This window comes from Nocardia sp. NPDC050712, assembly GCF_040654295.1.
In the GTDB taxonomy this organism is placed as follows: Bacteria; Actinomycetota; Actinomycetes; order Mycobacteriales; family Mycobacteriaceae; genus Nocardia.
The window spans coordinates 759,429-780,835 of record NZ_JBFAHT010000002.1 but is presented as its reverse complement, the minus strand read 5'-3'; the positions used below and the strand labels follow the sequence as shown (position 1 = coordinate 780,835).

Below are 21,407 nucleotides of genomic sequence, written 5' to 3'. Positions count from 1 at the left end.
GTTCAGGCGGCGACCAGGCGGCCGACCGGATATCCGTGGGCCGCGGCGACCGATTCGGACAGCAGCTTGCCCGCGTGGGTGCTCAGTCCGGCGGCCAGGCCCGCGTCCGCGGCGATGGCGTCGCGCCAGCCCCGGTCGGCCAGTTCGAGTACGTAGGGCAGTGTGGCGTTGGTGAGGGCGACGGTGGAGGTATTCGGTACCGCGCCGGGCATATTCGCCACGCAGTAGAAGACCGAGTCGTGTACCCGATAAGTCGGGTCGGCGTGGGTGGTGGGGTGCGAGTCGGCGAAGCAGCCGCCCTGGTCGATGGCGATGTCGACCAGGACCGAGCCCGGCTTCATCTGCGCGACCAGTTCGTTCGGCACCAGCGTGGGAGCCTTGGCGCCCGGCACCAGCACCGCGCCGATCACCAGATCCGCTTCGCGCACTGTGGTTTCCAGTTCCTGACTGTTGGACGCGATCGTGCGCACGTGCCCCCGGTACTGCTCATCGATCTCCCGCAACCGCGCGATATTCACATCCAGCGCGATCACCTCCGCGTGCATGCCGAGTGCGACGGCGATCGCGTTGCGGCCCGCCACCCCGGCACCGAGCACCACGACCTTCGCCGGCCGGACCCCCGGCACGCCACCCATGAGCACCCCGCGCCCACCTTCGCTGCGCATCAGGTGATACGCCCCCGCCTGCGGCGCCAACCGGCCCGCGACCTCACTCATCGGCGCCAGCAACGGCAACGAACCGTCGCGGCCCGTAACCGTCTCGTACGCAATAGAAGTGATCCCGGACTCCAGCAGCGCGTCGGTGCACTCCTTCGACGCCGCGAGATGCAGATAGGTGAACAGCACCTGCCCGTCGCGCATCCGCGAATACTCCTGCGCCACCGGCTCTTTCACCTTCAGAACCAGATCCGCACTCCCCCACACCGCATCCGCCGTCGCCAGCACCCGCGCCCCCGCGACCTGATACGCCGCATCCTCGAACCCGGAGCCCACCCCGGCCCCGGCCTCCACGACCACCTCATGCCCCCGCGCGACGAGCTCCCGCACTCCGGCGGGCGTACACGCCACCCGATACTCGTGATTCTTGACCTCCCGCGGCACCCCGATCTTCATCTTTCACTCCTGACACTCAGTCGACTGGACGGCCCGGGGCCCCGGACGCTTCACTATTGAGTGTGAACTTTCTGCGAGATCACATCTATATTTCTGAATATTATTCTTGAATACACGCAGGATACGTCGCTATCGGCGGAATTCGAGCCTTCTCGTGAGCGAGACACGAAACATCTTCGGAGCAAGGGATGGACCTCAGTCGCTGAACCCGGCAGCGCAGGGCAGCGCATCGAGCAGTTCAGCGGCGGCCGCACGCATCTCCCGGGTCAGCGATGCACGATCGTCCGGCCGCTCGTCCCAGTGGATAGTCGGCAACTCGAAATCCCATACCCGCCGACCGAGCACCGACTCCCACGGTTCACCGAAGTCGTGAAGTTCGACCAACCCCGCGGCAATGGCTCCGCCGTGGCACGCGGGGCACCCCGCACCGGCCACCAGCCGCTCGGCACGATGCCGAACTCGCCGCAGCAGCACCTCGACCGACCCACCGGGCCAGTCCGCCGCATCGGGATCGAGCAACCCCACTTCGACCAGCGCGACCCGGAACAACTCCGCCGCTCCGTCGCTGTCGTTGCGATGCAGTCCCGCGAGCTCACCCAGGGCCGGAGAATCCACGCCCCGCGCCAAGGCGTGCGCCGCGATCATCGGCAGGTCTTCCCGCCGCACTTCCCCACGCCCGAACTTGTCCGCGGCGTCACCGAGCTCCTCCACGAAGGACATCCTGCCCGCTCGACCAGACACCAAAAACCCCGACCGGCTTACCGGTCGGGGTTCAGTGGGGCGGCTCAGACCGAGATCGACTCCTCCAGCGGGAACCCGAAGGACTCGCGGGAGTCCGGTGCGGAGACCCGGATGGCGTCGGCTTCTTCGTCGGTGGCCTGCATGTTGGAGGCGATTTCGGCTTCCACACGCCGCCGGTAGATCTTGATCTCGCGGACGATGCGGAGGTCGTCCCAGCCGAGGTAGGGGGCGACGAGGGCGGCTACCTCGGGGGCGATGTCGACGCCGCGGGCGCCGGTTTCGACCGAGAGGCGGGTGCGGCGGGCCAGGATGTCGTCCAGGTGCAGGGCGCCCTCGTGGGTGACGGCGTAGACGATCTCGGCCTTCAGGTAGCGCGAGTTGCCCAGGCGGGCACCGAGTTCCGGTTCGGCGTCGATGAGTTCGCGGAGTTCGGTGACGGCGCTGCCGTAGCGGCCCAGCAGGTGGTCGACGGTGCCCATGTCGACATCGAAGACCTCGGCCAGCCGCGCGCGGGACTGCGCGAGTTCGCGGTACTGGTCGGCGCCGACCAGCGGGACACGCGCGGTGCAGGACTTGGCGACGCGACCGGGCAGATCCGCCACGGCCAGGTCGATCGCGTCCTCGGCCATCACACGATAGGTGGTGTACTTGCCGCCCGCCACGATGATCAGCCCGGGGACCGGGCGCACGACGGCGTGCTCGCGGGAGAGCTTGGCGGTCTGCTCGGAGTCACCGGCGGCCAGCAGCGGACGCAACCCGGCGTAGACGCCGACGATGTCGTCGTGGTCGATCGGCGTTTCCAGCAGCCGATTCACATGCGCCAGAATGTAATCGATGTCGGCGCGGGTGGCGGCGGGGTGCGCCAGGTCGTGCTCCCAGCCGGTGTCGGTGGTGCCGATGACCCAGTGCTCGTCGCTCCACGGGCACGGGATGACGAACAGCAGGCTCTTCTCGGTTTCGGTGATGAGCCCGGTCTCGGACGCGATCCGGTCGCGGGGCACCACGATGTGCACGCCCTTGGACGCCTTGATCTTGAATTGGCTGGCCCCGCCGAGCATTTCCTGGAGCTCGTCGGTCCAGGCGCCGGCGGCGTTGACGACCCGCTTGGCGCGCACCTCGATGTTGCGGCCCGATTCCAGGTCCTGCACCAGCGCGCCGACGACGCGGCCGCCTTCGCGCAGGAAGTCCACGACGCGGGCGCTGGAGGCGACGAGCGCGCCGTGCGAGGCGGCGGTGCGCGAAAGCATCATGGTGTGCCGGGCGTCGTCGAGCTGGCCCTCGTAGAAGCTGACGCCGCCGTGGATGGCGCCGCGCTTGGCGCCCGGGAACCGCCGCAGGGTCTTGGCCTTGCTCTGGTGCCGGAAGTGCGAAGGCACACCGCGGCCCGCGCCGAGCACGTCGTAGACGCCGACGCCGGTGCCGACCCAGGCGCGGTCGAGGACCGGCTTCTCCAGCGGGTAGACGAACTCGACGGGCTTGGACAGGTGCGGCGCCAGGGTTTCCAGGATCAGCCGTCGTTCGCGCAGCGCCTCGAACACCAGCCGGAAGTTGAGCTGCTTGAGGTAGCGCAACCCGCCGTGCACGAGTTTCGACGAGCGACTGGAGGTTCCGGAGGCGTAGTCACGGGCCTCGACCAGGCCGACGGTGAGCCCGCGGGTGACAGCGTCGAGGGCGGCGCCGGCGCCGACTACGCCCGCGCCGATGACCAGCACGTCGAGTTCGGTGGCGGCCATGGTGTCGAGCGCGCGCTGCCGAGCCTCCGGGCTCATCGCGACGGGTGCGGTGAGAGAACGCATTGCGGTTTCCTTCTTCACGATGGACACGCTCCTTAGTGAGTGGGCACCCAGTCGAGGGTGCGTCCGACGGCTTTGCCCCAGCCGTGGTAACCGGCGGCACGTTGCTCGTCGGTCCATTGCGGATGCCAGCGGGTGCGCTCCTGCCAGTTCTGGCGCAATTCCGCTGGGCTTTCCCAGAATCCGACCGCCAGGCCCGCCGCGTAGGCCGCGCCGAGGGCGGTCGTCTCCGACACCATCGGCCGGCTGACCGGCACGCCGAGCACATCGGCCTGGATCTGCATGCAGAGGCTGTTGGCGGTGACGCCGCCGTCGACCTTCAGGACCTCCAGTGGCACACCGGAGTCCTTGAACATGGCGTCGGCGACATCGCGGGTCTGGTAGCAGATGGCTTCGAGGGTGGCGCGGGCGATGTGGGCGTTGGTGGCGTAGCGGGTCAGCCCGACGATCGCGCCGCGCGCGTCCGAACGCCAGTGCGGGGCGAAGAGGCCGGAGAAGGCGGGCACGAAGTACACGCCACCGTTATCCTCGACTTCGCTTGCCAGCGTTTCACTTTGGGACGCGCCCTGGATGATGCCGAGCTGATCGCGCAGCCACTGCACGGCCGAACCGGTGACGGCGATGGATCCTTCCAGCGCGTACACCGGCTGCTGCCCGCCGAACTGGTAGCAGACGGTGGTGAGCAGCCCGTTGTTCGAACGTACAAGTGCCGCACCGGTATTGAGCAGCAGGAAGTTGCCGGTGCCGTAGGTGTTCTTGGCCTCGCCCGCGTCCAGGCAGACCTGGCCGATCATGGCGGCCTGCTGATCGCCGACGGCGGCGGCGACCGGCACCGCACCGCCGAGCGGGCCGCGCGGGCACGTGGTGCCGTACAGGGTGGGATCGGAAGAGGGCCTGATGGACGGCAACATAGCGCGCGGGACACCGAACAGCGCGAGCAACTCGTCGTCCCAGTCCAGGGTTTCCAGATCCATCAGCATGGTGCGGCTGGCGTTGGTGACGTCGGTGACGTGCACGCCACCGCGCACCCCGCCGGTCAGATTCCACAGCAGCCAGGTGTCGATGGTGCCGAACAGCGCGTCACCACGCTCGGCGGCGGCGCGCACACCCTCGACATTGTCGAGAATCCAGCGGATCTTGCCGCCGGAGAAGTAGGTGGCCGGCGGCAGGCCCGCGCGGTGGCGGATGAGCCGGCCGGCGTCGGTGGCGTCCAGGTCAGCGGCGATCCGATCGGTGCGGGTGTCCTGCCAGACGATCGCGTTGTAGTAGGGGCGGCCGGTGTGGCGGTCCCAGACGACGGTGGTTTCCCGCTGGTTCGTGACGCCGAGCGCGGCCAGATCGCTCGCGGCCAGGCCGTGCGAGTTCAGCGCGGTCTGGATGACGGCGGAGGTGCGCTCCCAGATCTCGACGGGATTGTGTTCCACCCAGCCCGGGCGCGGCAGGATCTGCTCGTGCTCGAGCTGATGGTGTGCCACCACCGTGCCCGCGCGGTCGAAGACCATGAAGCGCGTGCTGGTGGTGCCCTGGTCGACCGCTCCGATGAGGTCTGGCATCACATCTCCGTTGTCGTGATCCGGCTCCGGCCTCGATCCTGGGGAGCCATTACCGAACGTAAGGACCGGACGTGCGAGCTTCAACGGTCCCCGTTCGACAATGTCGAACGATTTCGCGCTACGGTGGGACCGTGCCCGGACCGATCCAGTCGATCGAGCGCGCCGCCGCGATCATGAGCGTGGTCGCCGACGCGCCCTTCGGCATCGGCGTCGGCGAACTCGCGGCGGTGCTCGGCTTACCCAAGCCCACCGCGCACGGACTACTGCGGACGCTGCAAGGCGTCGGCTACATCGACCAGGACCCGCATTCCGGCAAATACCGGATCGGGGCGGCCGCGCTCGGCATGGCGCCGCGGCCGTTCGACGCCAACGTGCTGCGCTCGGTCGCGATGAACTGGGGCGACACCTTGGCCGCACGGTCGGGGGAATCGGTCCGCATCGGGGTGCTGCGGGGTGTCCGCGTGCAGATCGTGCACCACGTGTTCCGGCCCGACGGGAGCGCCCAGCAGCTCCGCCTCGGAATCGAACTCCCGCTGCACGCGACGGCTTTGGGCAAGGTTCTGCTCGCGTATACGCCGGGGTTGACCGAACGGGCCACGGCCGCGTCCCTGCCGGCCTTCACCTCGCGCTCGATCACGGCGCCCCGCACCCTGCACAGCGAGATCGCGCGGGTCCGCGCGCAGGGCTATGCCGAGGACATCGGCGAATTCAACAGCGACCGGGCGGCGCTGGCCGCTCCGATCCGGGACGCGGGCGGCCGGGTCGTCGGCGCGATCGGCGTGGTCGTCGCGATCGACCGGGTCACCGAGCGGGCGGCCCGCGCGAAACTCGTGGATCTGGTGCACACCGCCGCGATGTCGATCTCGCGCGATCTGAGCGGCGAGCGGCCCCGGGTGCAGTCATGAGCACCGAGCGCGCACCGAAGGCGCGCTACGTGATGGCGATCGATCAGGGCACCACCTCCAGCCGGGCGATCCTCTACGACGCCGCAGGACACCTGGTCTCGGTCGCCCAGCGCGAACACCGGCAGTTCTATCCGGCGGCCGGGCAGGTCGAGCACGACGCGGTGGAGATCCGCAAGAACGTCGGCAATCTCGTCGGCCGGGTGATCGCGAAGGCCGCGATCACCACCGATCAGGTGGTGGCGATCGGTATCGCGAACCAGCGCGAGACCACGGTGCTGTGGGATCGGCGCACCGGCAGGCCGGTCGGCAACGCCATCGTCTGGCAGGACACCCGCACCGAAGACTTGGTCGCGCGACTGGCCCGGCAGCCGCTGGCGGCCGAGGTGGCCGAGCGCAGCGGCCTGCCCCTGCTGAATTACTTCGCCGCCCCACGCATCCGGTGGATGCTGGAACACCAGCAAGGTCTGCGCCGGCGCGCCGAACGCGGCGAGATCCTGTTCGGCACCATGGACAGCTGGCTGATCTGGAATCTCACCGGCGGCCCGGACGGCGGCGTGCACATCACCGACGTCACCAACGCGGGCCGCACCCTGCTGATGAACCTGCACACCCTGGATTGGGACGACCAGCTGCTCGACTTCTTCGGCATCCCCCGCGCGATCCTGCCCGGCATCCGTTCCAACGCCGAGATCTACGGGCACACCGAGCACGGCATCCCCATCGCGGCCGCGCTCGGCGACCAGCAGGCCGCGCTGTTCGGCCAGACCTGTTTCGACGCCGGTGAGGCGAAATGCACCTACGGCACCGGCAGCTTCCTGCTCACCAACACCGGTACCGAACCGGTGCCGTCCAAGCACGGCCTGCTCACCACCGTCGCCTTCCAAATCGGCCGGGAGCCCGCGCATTACGCGCTCGAAGGCTCGATGGCCGCCACCGGCACCCTGGTGCAGTGGCTGCGCGACCGGCTCGACCTGATCGGGGCCGCACCCGAAATCGAAACCCTGGCAAGCACTGTCGAGGACAACGGCGGCTGCTATGTGGTACCGGCGTTCTCCGGGCTGTTCGCGCCGCGCTGGCGCTCCGAAGCCCGCGGCGTCATCGCCGGACTGACCTCCTACATCACCAAGGGGCACCTGGCCCGCGCGGTGCTGGAAGCCACCGCCTGGCAGACCCGCGAGGTGGTCGACGCCATGAACGCCGACACCGGCCGCCCCCTGACCGAGCTCCGGGTGGACGGCGGCATGACCTCCAACAACCTACTGATGCAACAGATCTCGGATGCCCTCGGCGTGCCGGTGGAGCGCCCGCTGTATTCCGAAACCGTCTCCCTGGGCGCCGCCTACGCCGCGGGTCTCGCGGTCGGGCTCTGGCCGGACATGACCGGCCTGCGCCGCAACCGCCACACCGCCGGCCGCTGGCTGCCTGCCCTGCCCACCGCCCGCCGCGACACCGAGTATCGGCGCTGGTCGCAGGCCGCCGATCTGACCTATAACTGGACCGAGCCGGGCGAACCGTAGAACGCGCCCGGCCGATGATGCCATCATCGATGCCTGGTGCGGCGCGGCATCCGGTCCGGCGGCAACCTCGCAGCTACGGTGCTCACCGGACTGTTCCCGCAGCCCACGCCATCCCGCAGAGACCGATCCGAGGAGGCCCCGTGCTCGCAGTGGTGCAGATTCTGGCGGTCCTGGCCGCACTGATCCACGTCTACATCTTCAGCCTGGAAAGCCTGCGCTTCAGCGACCGCAAGGTGCACGCGGGCCTGTTCCTGGTCGACGACACCGAACTCGAGGCCGTCAAGCCGTGGGCGTACAACCAGGGCTTCTACAACCTCTTCCTGGCGATCGGCACCGTGGTGGGCGTCTTCCTCGTCCGCCCCTGCCCCGCCGCCGGCTGGGCGCTGATCCTCATGGGCTGCGGCTCGATGCTCGCGGCGGCGCTGGTCCTGGTCGGCACCGACCGTCGCATGCTCAAAGCCGCCGCCTCCCAAGGCACCATCCCCGCCTTGACGCTGCTCGCCGCGCTGACACAGCTCTGATCAGGTCAGCCACATCAGGCAGAAGATGTGCCCGACCGGGTCGGCGAAAACCCGGAAGTCATCGCCGGTGTCCTCCTGCACCAGCGTGGCTCCGAGCTCGAGCACCCGCTGGTGCGCGCTCTCGACATCGTCGACCAGCACGTCGAAATGCATCTGCTGCGACGCTTCGGGATCCGGGAACCGCGGCGGCCGATACTCGGGTGCGGTCTGAAACGCTATCCGCCGCCCCTCGGGATCCGCGGTCACGACCCAGTCGTCGTCCGCGTCCTCGATCACCTCGGCGCCGAGCAGCCCCGCGTAGAACTCGGCCAGCTTGCGCGGCTCCGGGCAATCCAGCACCACGCTCCGCAGTCTTCCGATCCCGTTCGCCATTGATCCTCCCTCGAAGTTCGAATTCAGACACTTCCCGGTTACCCGAAGACAGCGGTCTCAGACGTCCACCTGTCCGACCGACCCGGTAGCGTTGCGCCTCGCCGGAATCAACCGTGACACAGGAGTTTTCGATGGGTTTCTACGACTGCCGCTGCATGATCACCGGGATCAGCCTGAAGATCACCGACGCCACCGCGGTCGTGCTGCGGCGATCCGGCACCGAGTACCGCCCCCTCGCCCTGGGTATGCACGGCACCTACGATCGCCAAGGCGGCATCGATGGGATCGACGAGGATCGGAACACCGAACTGGTGCTGCGCTACTTCCACGAGCGGAGCCGCGAGGGCCGATTCACCGGGCTTATTTCCGGCGATGAGATCGAGGAGCTACTCCAGCGCATCGAGCGGACCCATTGCGATATCGCTGACGAAATTCTCTCTGCCGACTCGACCACGCTGGACGGCGACCTGATCGTTTTCGCGTTGATCGCCGAGCCGGTCTGGGCCGCCATCGCCACCGCGGGGTCCGAGCGACCCGTGGCCGAACGGCTCGAACGCCTCTTCGGCCCAGCCTCGGCCGGCGCCGATATCTATCGAGACCGGCTGCCGGAGCTGGCCGCCGCTCTGACCGAGACGGCCGCGGTCGCCGACTTCGTCGCCGCAAACGGCCTGCGCTGGGCACCGCCCTCCGAGCCCGCGCAGCGGTACCCCACCGACTACGGCGCCCAGCACTACGAGGAGGTCGTGGAATTCCTCGACGAGGCCCGGCGGGACTACCGGCACCACCCAACCATCCTGGCCGGGCTGCACGCCTACGAGCAGCTGATCGAAGAGGAGTAGCCGCCCTTACCCCGCCCCGATTCGACGGACCACGGGCCGCACCCAGGGCGCGAGGGCGAGTACCCCTAGGAGCAGGAGCCACGGGATCCGCCACCACCATCGGAGACCGTAGTCCCGCGCGGGCACGAACGGTGTGGTGAGCGGTCGCGCGGTGGCGGACCACACCACGAAGGCATCGCCGATCGGGACCAGCCCGAACGCGTAGCGTTTGCTGCCGGGCAGGGTGAGCGGCAAGCCCAGCAGTTCACCTTCCGAACCCAGCGCCGCCGCGAGTTCGGGATCGCCGTTCACCCGGGCCGCCCCGAGCGCGACGACGGTGGCGGACAGGCTGACCCCCGCCACCAGCGGGCCGGAATCGACATCACCCGCGCCGTCGCGACCATGCGGGTACTCGCGCAGGCCCGGGCCGAAACCGCCCGGGTAGGCGAGGAATTGCCGCCGGAACGCGGCGTATTGGGCACGGGCGAACTCCGCGTCGATCTCCGGGAGGAAGCGGTGGATCATCGTCTGCGAGGTGGCGCGGGCCCCGTCGGCAATCGAACCGTCCGGCGAAACCTCGTGCGGCAGTAGCCCGGTCGCCGGATCGAGCCGAGCCCGGGCGTCGCCGAGCCAGCGCGTGATCGTCGCCTCGAAACGCGCCCCGCGCAACCGGTCGTGCAACCGCAGCGAGGCGATCGCGACCGTCGCATCGACCGGCCACGCCTGACCCGGGTAGGCCTGCAAGAACGGCGTCGCCGAATCGGTGAAGGCCGCCGCGATTTCGGCACTGCTCTGCTCGAATCGCCGCACCAGCGCGGTATCCGCGCCGCCGTCCAGCGCCAGAACAGCACCGCGCAGCCAGTTGGACCAGCCCGCCCAGAACACGCCGTAGGCAGGCCGCAACCGTCGATCGAAAGCAGCCCTCCCGTCGGCTGACTCCACTCTGTCCAGCGCCCAACGGGATTCCCGCAGCGCCTGCGCCCGGCGCTGCGGATCGTGCTGCCCCGCCTGCGCCCACGCGAGGCCGTAGAGCGCGTTCAGGAAGAAATACCCTTCGGGAAACAGTCCCTGCGCCTCCTTATCGGCCCCGTCCTCGATCGCCGCCCGCACGAACGACAACTGCCGATAGGTACCCCCGGGCTGCTCGTCCAAATCCGTTGACGGCCAGAGGAACCGCGCGATCGAAACCACGCACGCGATCGTCACCACCACACCCATACCACGCAGGAACCAGGTCCCGAGCCGACGCTCTCGCAAGATAAATTTCCCCTCCCGGACAGCAAAAGATCCTTCGCTTCGCGGGATGCGCGAAGCGAAGGATCCGGAAACCCGCGCGGTCTACTCCGCGGCGTTCAGTCGCACCGGCAGCACCCGGTGCCCATTGGAGATGAAGCTGGCGACATGGCCGAGTTCGGCCGGGTCGGCGGCGAGGGTCATGTCCGGGAAACGCTCGAACAGCGCCGGCAGGGAGATCAGGGCTTCCAGGCGGGCCAGGGGTGCGCCCAGGCAGTGGTGCACGCCGTGGCCGAAGGCCAAGTGCTCCTTGGACGGTCGCGTCACGTCGAATTCGCCGGCGGTCTCGCCGTGCAGCTTCGGGTCGCGGTTGGCCGCGGCGTAGGAGGCCAGGATCGGGTCTCCCGCGGCGATCTTGATGCCGCCGTCGAGCTCGATGTCGTCGGCGGCGAAGCGCAGCGGCAGATGCGCGACCGGCGCTTCGAAACGCAGCGACTCCTCGACGAGATCGGACCAGGCGACATTGCCGTCGACGACGGCGGCGCGCTGGCCGGGCCGGGTGAGCAGGGCGTAGATGGCCTGATCGAGCAGGTTGACGGTGGTCTCATGACCCGCGCTGATGACCAGCAGCAGGGTATCGATCAGCTCCTGCTCCTGGAGCTGGGTGTCGTCTTCCTCGTCGCGGTGCGTGATCAGCAGGCTGGTCATGTCGTCACCGGGGTGCTCGCGGCGGTAGGCGACGAGCTCACCGAGGATCCGGTACATCTCCATGTAGTTGGCCTGCGATTCCTCCGGGCTCAGGGAGGTGTCGAAGATGCCGTCGACGCACCCGCGCAGGCCGTCGTTGAGGAACTCGGGCACGCCCATGAGTTCGGAGATCACCTGGATCGGAAGGGGATACGCGAATCCCTCGCGTAGGTCGACCGGCCCGTCGATGGCGGCCAGTTCGTCGAGCAACTTGCTGGTAATGCGTTCGATCTGCGGCCGCATGGCCTCCGTGCGTCGATGCGTGAACGCTGGCGCCACCAGCTTGCGTAGTCGGCGGTGATCGGCGCCGTAAGCGGTGAACATGTTGTTCACCGCGACCCAGAGGAACAGCGGCCAGTCCTGGGGCACCTCACCGTTGATGAAGGCCGGCCAGTGCTGACGCGGATCCTTCGACACCCGGGAATCGATCAGCAGCTTCTTCAGCACCTCGGCGTCGGTCACCGACCACGCACGCACACCGCCCGGCAACTCGACCAGGGTGACCGGACCGCGCTCGGCGATGCGCGCGGCCTCACCTTGAATGTCGGTGCCGGCGGGATCCAGGACAATGGGCTGACTGTCCATGACTTCACTCCTTAAAACACATGCAGCGGTGGGGATTTGGGAAAGGTGACCGGGAGGGACACCAGCGCGCGATGGAAAGGACCGGGCCGCCAGTTGAGCTGGGCGACGGTCGGAACTCCCAGGCGCATTTCCGGTAGTGCGTCAAGGATTTGGTCGATGGCGTCCTGGGCGATCAGGTAGGCCACCGACCGAGCGGGGCAGGCGTGCGGGCCCAGGCTCCACGCCAGATGTGAACGGTTGTCGGTGTATTCGCCCGCACTGATCGCGGGATCGTTGTTGCAGCCGGCCATGCTGATCACGACCGGCTGATGTGCGGGGAGCCACACGCCGTCGATGAGCATGGGCTGGCGCGGGTAGGAGACGCAGTAGTTGGCCATGGGCGGGTCGGTGAACAGCACCTCGTCCAGGGCGTCGCGCGTGGAAAGGCTGCCGCCCAGCAGGTTTCCGGCGAAACGGTCGTCGGTGAGCATGAGCAGCAGCGTGTTCACGATGAGGTTCTGCTCGGGCTCGATGCCCGCGCCGTAGAGGGTGACCAGCTGGTGGATCATCTCCACGTCGGTCAGGTTCGCCGGGTGGGCCAGCAGCCGCGAGATGATGTCGTCGCCGGGCTCCTTGCGCTTACGCAGGGTGACATCCATCAGCGCGTCCGCCAGCATGGCGTTGCCCTTGTCGGCGTTGACGCCCTCGAAGATGGCGGCCATGCCGGTGGCCACCTGCTGGCCGATATCGGGCGGGCAGCCGAGGATGTCGTTGAGCACCGCGAAGGTCAGCGGGAAGGCGTACTGGCTGATCAGATCGGCGAAGCCGTCCCCGCAGAAGGTGTTGATCAGCGGGATCGCCAGGCGTTCCACGGTGCTGTGCAGGGCGTGCAGGTCGACCGCGCCGACCGCGACCAGGTTGGCCTGCCGATAACGCAGATGCTCGATGCCCGCGCTGCGCAACGCGTTCGGGCGCCACTCCAGCATCGGCAGGATGGGGCACTCGCCGGGGACGTGCTGCTGCCAGGTGCGCGGATCGGCCGGGAAGTGGTCGGGATCGTTGAGGATCCGCAACGCGGTGTGATAGCCGATCACCAGGGTCGCCGGCACACCGGGCGACAGTTCGACCGGAACCAGCGAACCGTACCTACTGCGCATGTCGGCGTAGGTGCGGTGCGGATGGTTGGCGTACTCCTCGGAGAAAAGCGCGACCCGCGGGCCGTCGGTGTCGACCGGCGAACCGTGCGGGACGGGGCAGCTCGGCGCCTGGGGCGGCAAGGTCACAGCAGGGACTCCTGACGATGGAACAGGAATTCGACGAGCGTGACCAACGATTGCAGGCAGGTGCCGCGGTCGCGCGCGTCGAGCACGGTGAGCGGGGTCTCCGGCGTGAGATCCAGGGCGTCCCGAATCTCTTCCGGCGGAAAGCGTTTCGCACCCTCGAAGGCGTTGACCGCGACCGAGTACGGCACGCCGCGTTCCTCGAGCACCGAGAGCACCTCGTCGGAACGCTCGATCCGCCGGGTGTCGACCAGCACCAGCGCGCCCAGCGCGCCTCGGGCCAGCTCCTCCCACAGCGGCACGAAGCGCTGCTGGCCGGGAGTGCCGAAAAGGTACAGCGCCAGTTGCGGATTCAGCGTGATGCGGCCGAAATCCATGGCGACCGTGGTCTCGGTCTTCGAACCGAGCCCGGCCATGTCATCGATGCCGATACTGGCCTCGGTGATGGTCTCCTCGGTGCGCAGCGGCGTGATCTCCGAGACACTGCTCACGAACGTCGTCTTGCCGACGCCGAAGTTCCCGGCCACCAACAGCTTTACCGATCGGGTCACGGTCTCCGGCACATAATTGACATCAAGCCGGGAGAGCGCGGAGCCCATCCAGAACCTCCTTGAGAATGGCCAGCTGCGGCACATTGGCCGGCCTGGGTATGGCCAGGCATTCGTTGTCGAGCAGGTCGGAGACCACGATCTTGACCACCGATGGCGGCAGGTCCAGATACGCGGCGATCTCGGCGATCGAAAGCGCGCCACGATCGCACACCTCCCGCACGCGCCGGGCTTCCGGCCGTGCGCCCTGGGGCAGGTTGCTACCCGCTCCGACGACGAGAGTTACCAGGTCCAGCTCCCGGCTGGGACGCGAACGCCCTCCGGTGCGCACATACGAGCGGACGAGGTCGGGATCGCGTCGTGGCCTGGTCATCGCCGATCGCTGTCCGCTCTCCGATGCGAGTAATTGCCGAGCTCGTGGCCGACCCGGCCGGCGAGTTCGTTCATCCGGTGCGCGACCAGGCTGACATCGGCATCACTGGTGGTCGAAACACCAAGCAGCGCACCGTCTCCGGCGGCGGTGATGAAGATCATGCCCTCGTCGTACTCGGTCATGTTCTGGCGCAGGTTGCTCGCGGAGCCGCCGCAGAATTCCCCCAGCGCCTTGCCGAGCGAACGCAATCCGGAGGCCGCGGCGGAGAAGCGTTCGGCATTGTCGCGGGTGATGCCCTCCGAGTGCGCGATGCGCAGACCGTCCTCGGATAGCAGTACCGCGAATCTGACGCCGGGAATGGTGAGCTCTTCGAGTAACCAGCCGAGCTTGTTACTGGAATCGGTGGCGGTGCTCGTCAAGGCGTCGTCCCTTCCGTGCTGAATTGGCGGTGCTCGCTGGGCCCTTCATGATCATGCTGCGGCGGTGCCGCCTCCGGACCCGCGGCGCTGGGCGCGGGCTCGTCGTCGGCCGCGGCGGCGCGACCGCTCTTGGATCCGGTCTGCCAGGCGGCGGCGATATCCGGCCGGGGCAGGCCCGGCTCGGTGCGCTGCACCGACGGCCGAGTCGGTGCGGCGGACCCGCCCGGAGCGGCGACCGGGCGACGGCGGCGCTTGGGTAAGCCGCCGCTGGTGATCTCGTGCACCGCGAACGGCTGATCCACGCCTTCACTCTCACGTTCGACAGGCGCCGGTGCCGGGGCCGGCGCCGGCTCGGGCCGCGGCACGACGTCGGCGACCGGCGCGACCACCGCTGCGGCGAGCAGGGATTCGGGAATATAGACCATCGCGCGCATACCCCCGTAGGCGTTCGGTCCGTCGATGTAGACGGTGAATCCGTAGCGGCGGGCCAGGGCGGCCACGCCCGGGAAACCGACCTTCGGGGCCGGACCCAGTTGATGGATGTCCACGGTGCGCTCCCCCGCCAGGATCTGGCGCGCCTCCTCCATCTGCTCGGCATTCATCCGCACGCCCGCGTCGTCGATGATGACGGTGACGCCGTGGTGCCCCTCTTGGAAGCTGATGTCCACGAAGGAGGTCGGCGGCGAGTAGCGCAGCGCGTTGTCCAGCAGGGTTGCCAGCGTGTGCACGATCGGCTCGACCGCGCGGCTGATGACGACGCGCTCGGACTGGTTGGCTCGGACCCGTAGGTAATCGCGCACGCGGCCGGTGGCGCCACCGACGACGTCGGTGAGCGACTGGGCGGGCCAGCGCCGGCCGGGCAGGCCGCCACAGACGATGACGTAGGACTGGGCCTGGCGGATCATCTGCTGGACGGTGTGGTCGATGCGCGTGAGCGTCGCGTAGACCTCGTCATCGCGGTGCGCGCGCAAGGCGGCGCTGACCACCTGACCCGCGTCGGCGCCCAGGCTGACCACCGAGGTGCCGAAGGCGCGGACCGCGCCGCTGGTGGCATCGCGCGCGGAGGAGGTGACCTCGGTCCGGGCGGCCGCGTCGGCCTGCTCGATCGCGCCGCGCTTGCGATCCTCGGCGTCGGTTTGCACCTTCCGCAACTCGTCGGCATAGCGGTCGCCGAGCCACTGCAGGCACTGCACGAAGCGCGAGTTCTCCAGCCCCTCCGGGGCTTCGATCTTGTTGTTCGGGTTCTCGAAACGCCGGATGGCATCCGAGATCGCCGGAACAGTATGGACAGCGAACGATTCGAGGGTGTCCTCGTAGGCTCGCTGTTGACGGGATAGCTCGTCGATCCGCTGTTGCTGGCGTCTACCCGCGTTGACGTAATACGCCACCACGGCTATGACCAGCACCGGAGCGATGATCCACGGAAGTACCTCGGCCATGTCTAGGTTCATCCGGCTACGTCACGCCTTTCCTTCACACCCGCCGACAAACAAGGCTCTAGCCTCACATTGCCTGCGGGACAGGCGATCACACCACGCTCCCGCGGACCCGCCCACCCTAGCAGGATCCCGCCGTCGGCGTAACGTTCAGCAACTCTTACAGATTCGAAGGACCGCCGGTACCGGTTACCATGCGCGCATGGCGAAGCTGAAGGTTTCCGTTGATGTCCCGCTACCTCCCGAGCAAGCGTGGGCGCACACCTCGAATCTGTCCGAGCTCGATCAGTGGCTCACCATGCACGAAGCCTGGCGCAGCGAGGTGCCGGCCGAACTCACCGTGGGCAGCACGCTGGTCGGCGTCGCCTCGGTCAAGGGCTTCCGCAATCGGGTGACCTGGACAGTGGAGCAGGCCGATGCCCCGCGCCTGCTGAAACTGCGCGGCGCGGGCAAGGGCGGCACCAAACTGGGTCTGCAACTGCTGGTGGCGCCCAAGGGTTCGGGCTCGGAGGTCACCGTCGACATCGAACTCGGCGGGCGGCCGCTGTTCGGCCCGATCGGCTCGACGGTGGCGCGGGCGATCAAGGGCGATATCGAGAAGTCGCTGGACAAGTTCGTCGAGCTGTACGGCACGAAGTAACCAGGCCGGAAACGACTCGGGCCCACGATGCCGAAACATCGTGGGCCCGAGGAGTACCGGTGCTAGTGCACCAGCAATTTCGCGTCGCCGTCGACCGGCACCGCCGGCTTGGTGCGCGGCAGGAAGTACGCCGGAATCAGCGCGAGCACCATGAGCACCAGCGCCACCACGAAGGTGTTGCTGAACGAATCCGCGGCCAGGCTCAGCGCGTGCGCCTTCTGCGCCGCGAACTCCGCCGCCGCTTCCGGGGGCAGCGTGGCCGGATCCGGCGCGGCGACCGCCGGTTCCGCGGACGTGCCCGCGGTCGGCAGGCCCTTGTCCTTCATCTGGTTGGTCAGGATCACCGCGATGGTCGCGGTGCCGATCGAACCGGCGGTCTGGTTGATGATGTTCATCAGCGTCGAACCGCGCGCCACCTGCTGGTGGGTCAGCGTCTGGATGGCCGCCGTCATCACCGGCATCATGGTGCAACCCATGCCGAGGCCCATGATGAACAGGCCGCTGCCCAGCCACAGGTACGAGGTGTCCGCCTCGAGCTGGGTGAAGAACACCATGCCGATGCTGATCACCGTGATGCCGGTGAGCACGATCTTGCCGGGCCCGATCTTGTCGACCAGGCGGCCCGCGATCGGCATGGTCAGCATGGCGCCCAACCCCTGTGGCGCCAGCATCAGACCGGCCGACAACGAGTTCTCACCCTGCACCGAGATCAGGTAGGACGGCAGCAGCAGACCCGCGCCGAAGAACGCGGCCGCGAACAGCGTCATCGTCAGGACCGAGAACAGCAGCGACTTGTTGCGGAACAGGTATAGATCGATCAGCGGGTGCTTGGCGCGCAGGGCGTGGAAGACGAACGCCACCAGCAATGCCGCACCGATCAGCATGGTCACCCACACCTTGGGCGCGGTCACCTTGCCCTCATCCGGGATCGAGGACACACCGAACAGGAACAGCGCCAAACCCGGTGAGGCGAGCAGCATGCCGATGAAGTCGAAGGACTCCGCGGGCTGCGGCTTGTCCGAGGGCAGGATGAAGAACGCGTAGGTCAGCGCGATGATGCCCAGCGGGAGGTTGATCAGGAAGATCCACTCCCAGGAGAAATCGTCGATCAGCCAGCCGCCGAGGATCGGGCCGCCGATCGGGCCGAGCAGCATCGGAATACCGAGCACGGCCATCACGCGGCCGATCCGCTGCGGGCCGGCGGCGTGGGTCATGATGGTCATGCCCAGCGGCATCAGCATGCCGCCGCCGATACCCTGCACGACGCGGGCCGCGATCAATGTTTCGATGCTCCAGGCGAAGCTGCACAGCACCGAGCCGAGCACGAAGAACGCCAGCGCCGACATGTAGAGGCGCTTGGTGCCGAAACGGTCGGCCGCCCAACCGGTCAGCGGAATGACAGTGGCCAGAGCCAGCGTGTACCCGGTCATCGACCACGCCGTCAGGGCGTAGCTGGAGCCGAAATCCTTCTGGAACTCTGGGATTGCGATGGTAACGACGGTGATGTCGAGGATCGACATGATCGCGCCGAGCACGACAACGCCGGCAATTTTGAAAACGCCCGCGTCGAGCTTGTCGTCGGCCGGGTCTTTGTCGGCCTTGATATCCGGAGGTGATGTCACCGGTTAAGGGTGCCAGGTGTCCGGTCAAATAACCAGACATATCCCGACGGTCGGGAGGGTGACCGGCGCCACCCTCCCGCAGTCGGCTACTTCGAGATCGCGGCCAGCTCCTTTTGGACCACCGCGTCGTGCGCGGCCGCCTCGGCGGCGGCCTTCTTCGGGCTCCAGTGACCGGACATGACGAAGACGAACGGGATGAACAGGATCTGGGCGATCAGGCAGATCCACCACCAGCGGCCCCACTGGCCGGCCGAATCGGCCTTGGCCTGCTGGACTTCCGGGCCACGCTCGGCCAGGTAGGCCTGGTCGTCGGCCGAGATGCTGCTGATCGCGGCCAGTTTGGCGCCCGCGTCCTGCAGCTTCGGGCCGACAGTGGCGGCGACGGTGAGCTCGGCGCGCGGGACGGCCTGGGTGGCGGTGAGGCGGGCGATCGCGTCGTTCACCGGAATGTTGAACTTCTGCGCGACCTGGCCGACCGCGGCCAGGCCCGCGTTGCCGTCGTTCGGGTTGGCCGCCAGCGCGGCCTGGGTGTCGGCGTTGATGGCGGTCAGCGTCTGCAGTTCCTGCGGGTACTTGTCGCTGAGCGTCTTGGTGGTCACGATGTCGGCGACACTGGCGCCGGTCAGCTTCTGGATCGCGGCCAGCTGCGCCATCTGATCGTTCGGATTGGCCTTGAGTTTCGCCAGGGTATCCGTGCCGACGGTCTGGATGGTGGCGAGTTCGGAGGCGTGTTTGGCCTGGATCTCACCCAGGCGCGGACCGTAATTCACCAGCGGCCCAGCGGCATTCACCACGAGCAGCAGACCGAACAGCACCAGCGTGACCACGCCGCGCAAGGTGCCGCCCCAGACCGCGAGGCCGACCGCGGTGGCGGCGGGGTTCCGCTCCTCCACGGTTTCGGTGAAGCTCGCCATCCAGGTGGAGTAGGCGATGCCGGTGCCGATCGCGATCACCGCGAAAATCGCGGCCCAGGTGTAATACCCGGTATCGGGCTCGTCGTTGAACTGGATCAGGATGAACATGCCGGTGATCGAGATGAGCGCGCCGACAATCATGAACGGCTTGCGCACTTTCAACCAGTCCGACAGCAGCCCGGCGGTCACCAGCGCGATGGCATTGGCGCCCCAATACCAGTTACCCAGCGCATTGGCCTGGGCCGAGGTGAAGCCGAAGTTGGTGGCCATATAGACCGCGAGGAAAGAGACGATCGTATAGAAGAACGCCAGGAAAAGGCTGATACCCAGCGCGGATCCGACGATATTCAGTTTCAGCATCTGCTTCCACTGATCGCGTTCCAGCTCTTCGACATTCAGGCCGCGGGCCCGCGCCTCGATCAGCGCCTTGTCGCGCAGCGACACCATGACCTGGTCGCGCAGCGCGGGGCTCAGCTCACGCAGTCCGACGACCGCGACCACCGAGATCACCAGGCAGATCACACCGCAGAGCCGGTAGTGGTACTGCCAGTCCGGGTGCGCGTCCAGCGTGCGGGTGGAGATCGCGGTGGTGACCAGCGCGCCGATCACCGGCCCGAGGGTCCAGAAACCCATCGCCGAGGCCCGGCCCAGCTGCGGGGAGAAGTCCCGGATCAGCGCGGGTGTGGCCACCAGTACGGCGCCCTCGACCACGCTCACCAGGATGTAGACGATGAGGTAGGCCTCTTTGCTCGTGGTCGCCGGCACCGCGAACAGCGTCAGCGCCGACACGATCACCACGCCGTAGGCGACGATATTGGCTCGCCCCCAGCGGTCCAGCACACCGGCCACGAGGGAGGCGACCGCGCCGAACGCGGCGCCGATGATGAAGATCCAGACGAAATAGGCGAAGGACAGATCGAAATAGGCGATCAGCTCGTTGCCGACCGCTCCGGTGACAAACAATTGGTAGTACAACGCGATCGAGGTGATGACCACGACGGCCAGATACCAGGACCGCGCCGGCGTTTCGGGATAATGGGGAAGTTTTCGCTGCCAGAGCCCGGTGAGCAGGGTCGGCGGAGCGGGGATCGACGTCGAACTCATAGTCGAAATGCCTTTCTAGCCCGGCATCTCGCGCTGAATCACGGCGATGGCGAACGAGCGGCCGGGTGCAGAAACTGTAGCGACCGATCTTGATCCGCGAGCGGTTTTCCGCCACCCCGTCCCGCTCATCGGAATCTGCACTGTTCGAAATGAAAAACGCAGGTCATCGTTGCCGATGACCTGCGCTGTTTTCGAATATGCAGTTGTGCCGGCCCGCTAGGGTTGCAGGGCGATTTTCGCGCTGCGGCCCGGGGTCTCGCTGGCCACGGCGGCTTCGGCCGCGGATTCCAGCGGGTAGGTGGCCTCGACCTCCAGGCGCAGGGCGCCGGTGGCGGCCATGGTCACCAGTTCGGTGATGAGGCGGCGCATCTCCTCGCGGCTGGTCTGCTCGGCCCGCTTGGAGCCCCAGAAGCCTTTGATCACAGCCTGTTTGAAGATCATCGGGCCGGGATCGACGATGAGCGGCTTGCCGGCGAGCGCACCGAAGGAGATCAGCTCACCGCCCGGGCCCAGCAGGGCGAGGAGATCGTTGGCCGCGCTGCCGCCGACCTGATCGATCGCGCGCACGATCGGCGCGCCGCCGGTCAGTTCGGCCGCCCGCTGCTGCCAGCCCTCGGTCCCGGTGTCGACGACCGCCTCGGCGCCCAGCTCCCGCAGCGTTTCCACCGCGTCGGCCCGGCGCACCAGGCTCAGCACGTGCACACCCCGTTGGCTCGCCAGGGTATTCAGCAACCGGCCGACCGCGCCGTTGGCGGCGTTGATCGTAATCCAGTCGCCCGCCGCGACATTCAGGTCCTCGAGCAGCATGAGCGCGCTCAGCGGCATGGCGAGCAGCTGGGCGGCGGTCAGGTCCGGCACCGAATCCGGCAGCGGGACCACCTGCCCGGCCTTGGCCAGGAAGTACTCGGCCCAGGCCTCGTGAATGCCCGAAACGCTCACGCGCTGACCGAGTTCCAGGCCGGTCACCCCGGGGCCGAGGGCGTCGATCCGGCCGACGGCCTCGGTGCCCGGGATGGCCGGCAGCACCGGCTTGTACCCGTACACACCACGAATGGTGGCCAGGTCATGATTGTGGATCGGCGCGAGGATCAGGGCGATCCGCACCTGCCCCTCCCCCGGTTCCGGGGTCGGCCGCTCCCCCGCGGTCAGCACTTCCTTCGGTTCGCCGAAGGCCTCGATGACTACCGCGCGCACG

20 protein-coding genes are annotated in these 21,407 nt (G+C 67.9%); 5 read left to right on the top strand and 15 right to left on the bottom strand.

The window, feature by feature from the left end:
* Positions 1-2: 2 nt before the first annotated feature.
* From ald to glpK (AB0H76_RS14070), 4 genes are all read right to left on the bottom strand, one after another.
* Positions 3-1,112, bottom strand: a complete 1,110-nt coding sequence (ald, locus tag AB0H76_RS14085) for an alanine dehydrogenase (RefSeq protein ID WP_357322492.1) — start codon at positions 1,110-1,112, stop codon at positions 3-5.
* Between the two features lie 195 nt (positions 1,113-1,307).
* Positions 1,308-1,823, bottom strand: a complete 516-nt coding sequence (locus tag AB0H76_RS14080) for a hypothetical protein (protein WP_357322490.1) — start codon at positions 1,821-1,823, stop codon at positions 1,308-1,310.
* A 74-nt stretch (positions 1,824-1,897) separates the two neighbouring features.
* Positions 1,898-3,649 carry a glycerol-3-phosphate dehydrogenase/oxidase gene (locus AB0H76_RS14075; protein WP_357322487.1) on the bottom strand — a complete coding sequence of 584 codons (1,752 nt, stop codon included), beginning with the start codon at positions 3,647-3,649 and terminating at the stop codon, positions 1,898-1,900.
* Between the two features lie 32 nt (positions 3,650-3,681).
* Positions 3,682-5,199, bottom strand: a complete 1,518-nt coding sequence (gene glpK / locus AB0H76_RS14070) for a glycerol kinase GlpK (protein WP_357322484.1) — start codon at positions 5,197-5,199, stop codon at positions 3,682-3,684.
* 131 nt (positions 5,200-5,330) lie between these two features.
* On the opposite strand from glpK (AB0H76_RS14070), the gene AB0H76_RS14065 reads away from it, so the two are divergent.
* The 3 genes from AB0H76_RS14065 to AB0H76_RS14055 all read left to right on the top strand — a co-directional run bounded on the left by AB0H76_RS14065 (position 5,331) and on the right by AB0H76_RS14055 (position 8,142).
* Positions 5,331-6,104, top strand: a complete 774-nt coding sequence (locus tag AB0H76_RS14065; protein WP_357322481.1) for an IclR family transcriptional regulator — start codon at positions 5,331-5,333, stop codon at positions 6,102-6,104.
* Complete coding sequence (glpK, locus tag AB0H76_RS14060; RefSeq protein WP_357322478.1) at positions 6,101-7,621, top strand: glycerol kinase GlpK; 1,521 nt, start codon at positions 6,101-6,103, stop codon at positions 7,619-7,621. The genes AB0H76_RS14065 and glpK (AB0H76_RS14060) overlap by 4 nt, the downstream gene beginning before the upstream one ends.
* A 140-nt stretch (positions 7,622-7,761) precedes the next feature.
* Entirely contained in the window at positions 7,762-8,142 is a 381-nt protein-coding gene (locus AB0H76_RS14055) for a DUF1304 domain-containing protein (RefSeq protein WP_357322475.1), read from the top strand.
* Here AB0H76_RS14055 and AB0H76_RS14050 read toward each other — a convergent pair whose 3' ends face one another.
* On the bottom strand, positions 8,143-8,514 hold the full coding sequence (locus tag AB0H76_RS14050) for a VOC family protein (protein ID WP_357322472.1): 372 nt from the start codon (positions 8,512-8,514) through the stop codon (positions 8,143-8,145).
* Between the two features lie 131 nt (positions 8,515-8,645).
* Here AB0H76_RS14050 and AB0H76_RS14045 point away from each other — a divergent pair, with 131 nt between their 5' ends.
* A complete protein-coding gene (locus tag AB0H76_RS14045) occupies positions 8,646-9,353 on the top strand; it encodes a hypothetical protein (protein ID WP_357322470.1) in 708 nt (235 codons plus the stop codon).
* A 6-nt stretch (positions 9,354-9,359) separates the two neighbouring features.
* On the opposite strand, the gene AB0H76_RS14040 is transcribed toward AB0H76_RS14045, so the two are convergent.
* The 7 genes from AB0H76_RS14040 to AB0H76_RS14010 all read right to left on the bottom strand — a co-directional run bounded on the left by AB0H76_RS14040 (position 9,360) and on the right by AB0H76_RS14010 (position 15,935).
* Positions 9,360-10,589: a hypothetical protein gene (locus AB0H76_RS14040; protein WP_357322467.1), complete on the bottom strand. Its 1,230-nt coding sequence runs from the start codon at positions 10,587-10,589 to the stop codon at positions 9,360-9,362.
* An 81-nt stretch (positions 10,590-10,670) separates the two neighbouring features.
* On the bottom strand, positions 10,671-11,897 hold the full coding sequence (locus tag AB0H76_RS14035) for a cytochrome P450 (RefSeq protein WP_357322464.1): 1,227 nt from the start codon (positions 11,895-11,897) through the stop codon (positions 10,671-10,673).
* 11 nt (positions 11,898-11,908) lie between these two features.
* Positions 11,909-13,159 carry a cytochrome P450 gene (locus AB0H76_RS14030; RefSeq protein WP_357322461.1) on the bottom strand — a complete coding sequence of 417 codons (1,251 nt, stop codon included), beginning with the start codon at positions 13,157-13,159 and terminating at the stop codon, positions 11,909-11,911.
* Complete coding sequence (locus tag AB0H76_RS14025) at positions 13,156-13,755, bottom strand: ATP/GTP-binding protein (protein WP_357322458.1); 600 nt, start codon at positions 13,753-13,755, stop codon at positions 13,156-13,158. Before AB0H76_RS14025 ends, AB0H76_RS14030 begins: the two co-directional genes overlap by 4 nt.
* Positions 13,730-14,077 (bottom strand): DUF742 domain-containing protein, encoded by a 348-nt coding sequence (locus tag AB0H76_RS14020; RefSeq protein ID WP_357322455.1) that lies wholly within the window; start codon positions 14,075-14,077, stop codon positions 13,730-13,732. The genes AB0H76_RS14025 and AB0H76_RS14020 overlap by 26 nt, the downstream gene beginning before the upstream one ends.
* Entirely contained in the window at positions 14,074-14,496 is a 423-nt protein-coding gene (locus AB0H76_RS14015) for a roadblock/LC7 domain-containing protein (protein WP_357322452.1), read from the bottom strand. Before AB0H76_RS14015 ends, AB0H76_RS14020 begins: the two co-directional genes overlap by 4 nt.
* The gene (locus AB0H76_RS14010) at positions 14,493-15,935 is read right to left on the bottom strand and encodes an ATP-binding protein (protein ID WP_357322449.1); all 1,443 of its coding nucleotides are present in this window, start codon (positions 15,933-15,935) and stop codon (positions 14,493-14,495) included. The genes AB0H76_RS14015 and AB0H76_RS14010 overlap by 4 nt, the downstream gene beginning before the upstream one ends.
* 199 nt (positions 15,936-16,134) lie before the next feature.
* Here AB0H76_RS14010 and AB0H76_RS14005 point away from each other — a divergent pair, with 199 nt between their 5' ends.
* Entirely contained in the window at positions 16,135-16,572 is a 438-nt protein-coding gene (locus AB0H76_RS14005) for an SRPBCC family protein (protein ID WP_357322446.1), read from the top strand.
* A 62-nt stretch (positions 16,573-16,634) separates the two neighbouring features.
* On the opposite strand, the gene AB0H76_RS14000 is transcribed toward AB0H76_RS14005, so the two are convergent.
* The 3 genes from AB0H76_RS14000 to AB0H76_RS13990 all read right to left on the bottom strand — a co-directional run bounded on the left by AB0H76_RS14000 (position 16,635) and on the right by AB0H76_RS13990 (position 21,406).
* Entirely contained in the window at positions 16,635-18,194 is a 1,560-nt protein-coding gene (locus tag AB0H76_RS14000) for a DHA2 family efflux MFS transporter permease subunit (protein WP_357322444.1), read from the bottom strand.
* An 86-nt stretch (positions 18,195-18,280) separates the two neighbouring features.
* The gene (locus AB0H76_RS13995) at positions 18,281-20,212 is read right to left on the bottom strand and encodes an MFS transporter (protein ID WP_357322441.1); all 1,932 of its coding nucleotides are present in this window, start codon (positions 20,210-20,212) and stop codon (positions 18,281-18,283) included.
* Between the two features lie 216 nt (positions 20,213-20,428).
* Positions 20,429-21,406, bottom strand: coding sequence for a zinc-binding dehydrogenase (locus AB0H76_RS13990; RefSeq protein WP_357322438.1), 978 nt, complete (start codon positions 21,404-21,406; stop codon positions 20,429-20,431).
* Position 21,407 lies beyond the last annotated feature (1 nt).

Coding starts and splice junctions, on each gene's coding strand:
- AB0H76_RS14020 (WP_357322455.1), bottom strand. CDS start 14,077: ATGACCAGGCCACGACGCGATCCCGACCTCGTCCGCTCGTATGTGCGC.
- AB0H76_RS14050 (WP_357322472.1), bottom strand. CDS start 8,514: ATGGCGAACGGGATCGGAAGACTGCGGAGCGTGGTGCTGGATTGCCCG.
- AB0H76_RS14010 (WP_357322449.1), bottom strand. CDS start 15,935: ATGGCCGAGGTACTTCCGTGGATCATCGCTCCGGTGCTGGTCATAGCC.
- AB0H76_RS14005 (WP_357322446.1), top strand. CDS start 16,135: ATGGCGAAGCTGAAGGTTTCCGTTGATGTCCCGCTACCTCCCGAGCAA.
- AB0H76_RS14045 (WP_357322470.1), top strand. CDS start 8,646: ATGGGTTTCTACGACTGCCGCTGCATGATCACCGGGATCAGCCTGAAG.
- AB0H76_RS14035 (WP_357322464.1), bottom strand. CDS start 11,897: ATGGACAGTCAGCCCATTGTCCTGGATCCCGCCGGCACCGACATTCAA.
- glpK (WP_357322478.1), top strand. CDS start 6,101: ATGAGCACCGAGCGCGCACCGAAGGCGCGCTACGTGATGGCGATCGAT.
- AB0H76_RS14075 (WP_357322487.1), bottom strand. CDS start 3,649: ATGCGTTCTCTCACCGCACCCGTCGCGATGAGCCCGGAGGCTCGGCAG.
- ald (WP_357322492.1), bottom strand. CDS start 1,112: ATGAAGATCGGGGTGCCGCGGGAGGTCAAGAATCACGAGTATCGGGTG.
- AB0H76_RS13995 (WP_357322441.1), bottom strand. CDS start 20,212: ATGAGTTCGACGTCGATCCCCGCTCCGCCGACCCTGCTCACCGGGCTC.
- glpK (WP_357322484.1), bottom strand. CDS start 5,199: ATGCCAGACCTCATCGGAGCGGTCGACCAGGGCACCACCAGCACGCGC.
- AB0H76_RS14025 (WP_357322458.1), bottom strand. CDS start 13,755: ATGGGCTCCGCGCTCTCCCGGCTTGATGTCAATTATGTGCCGGAGACC.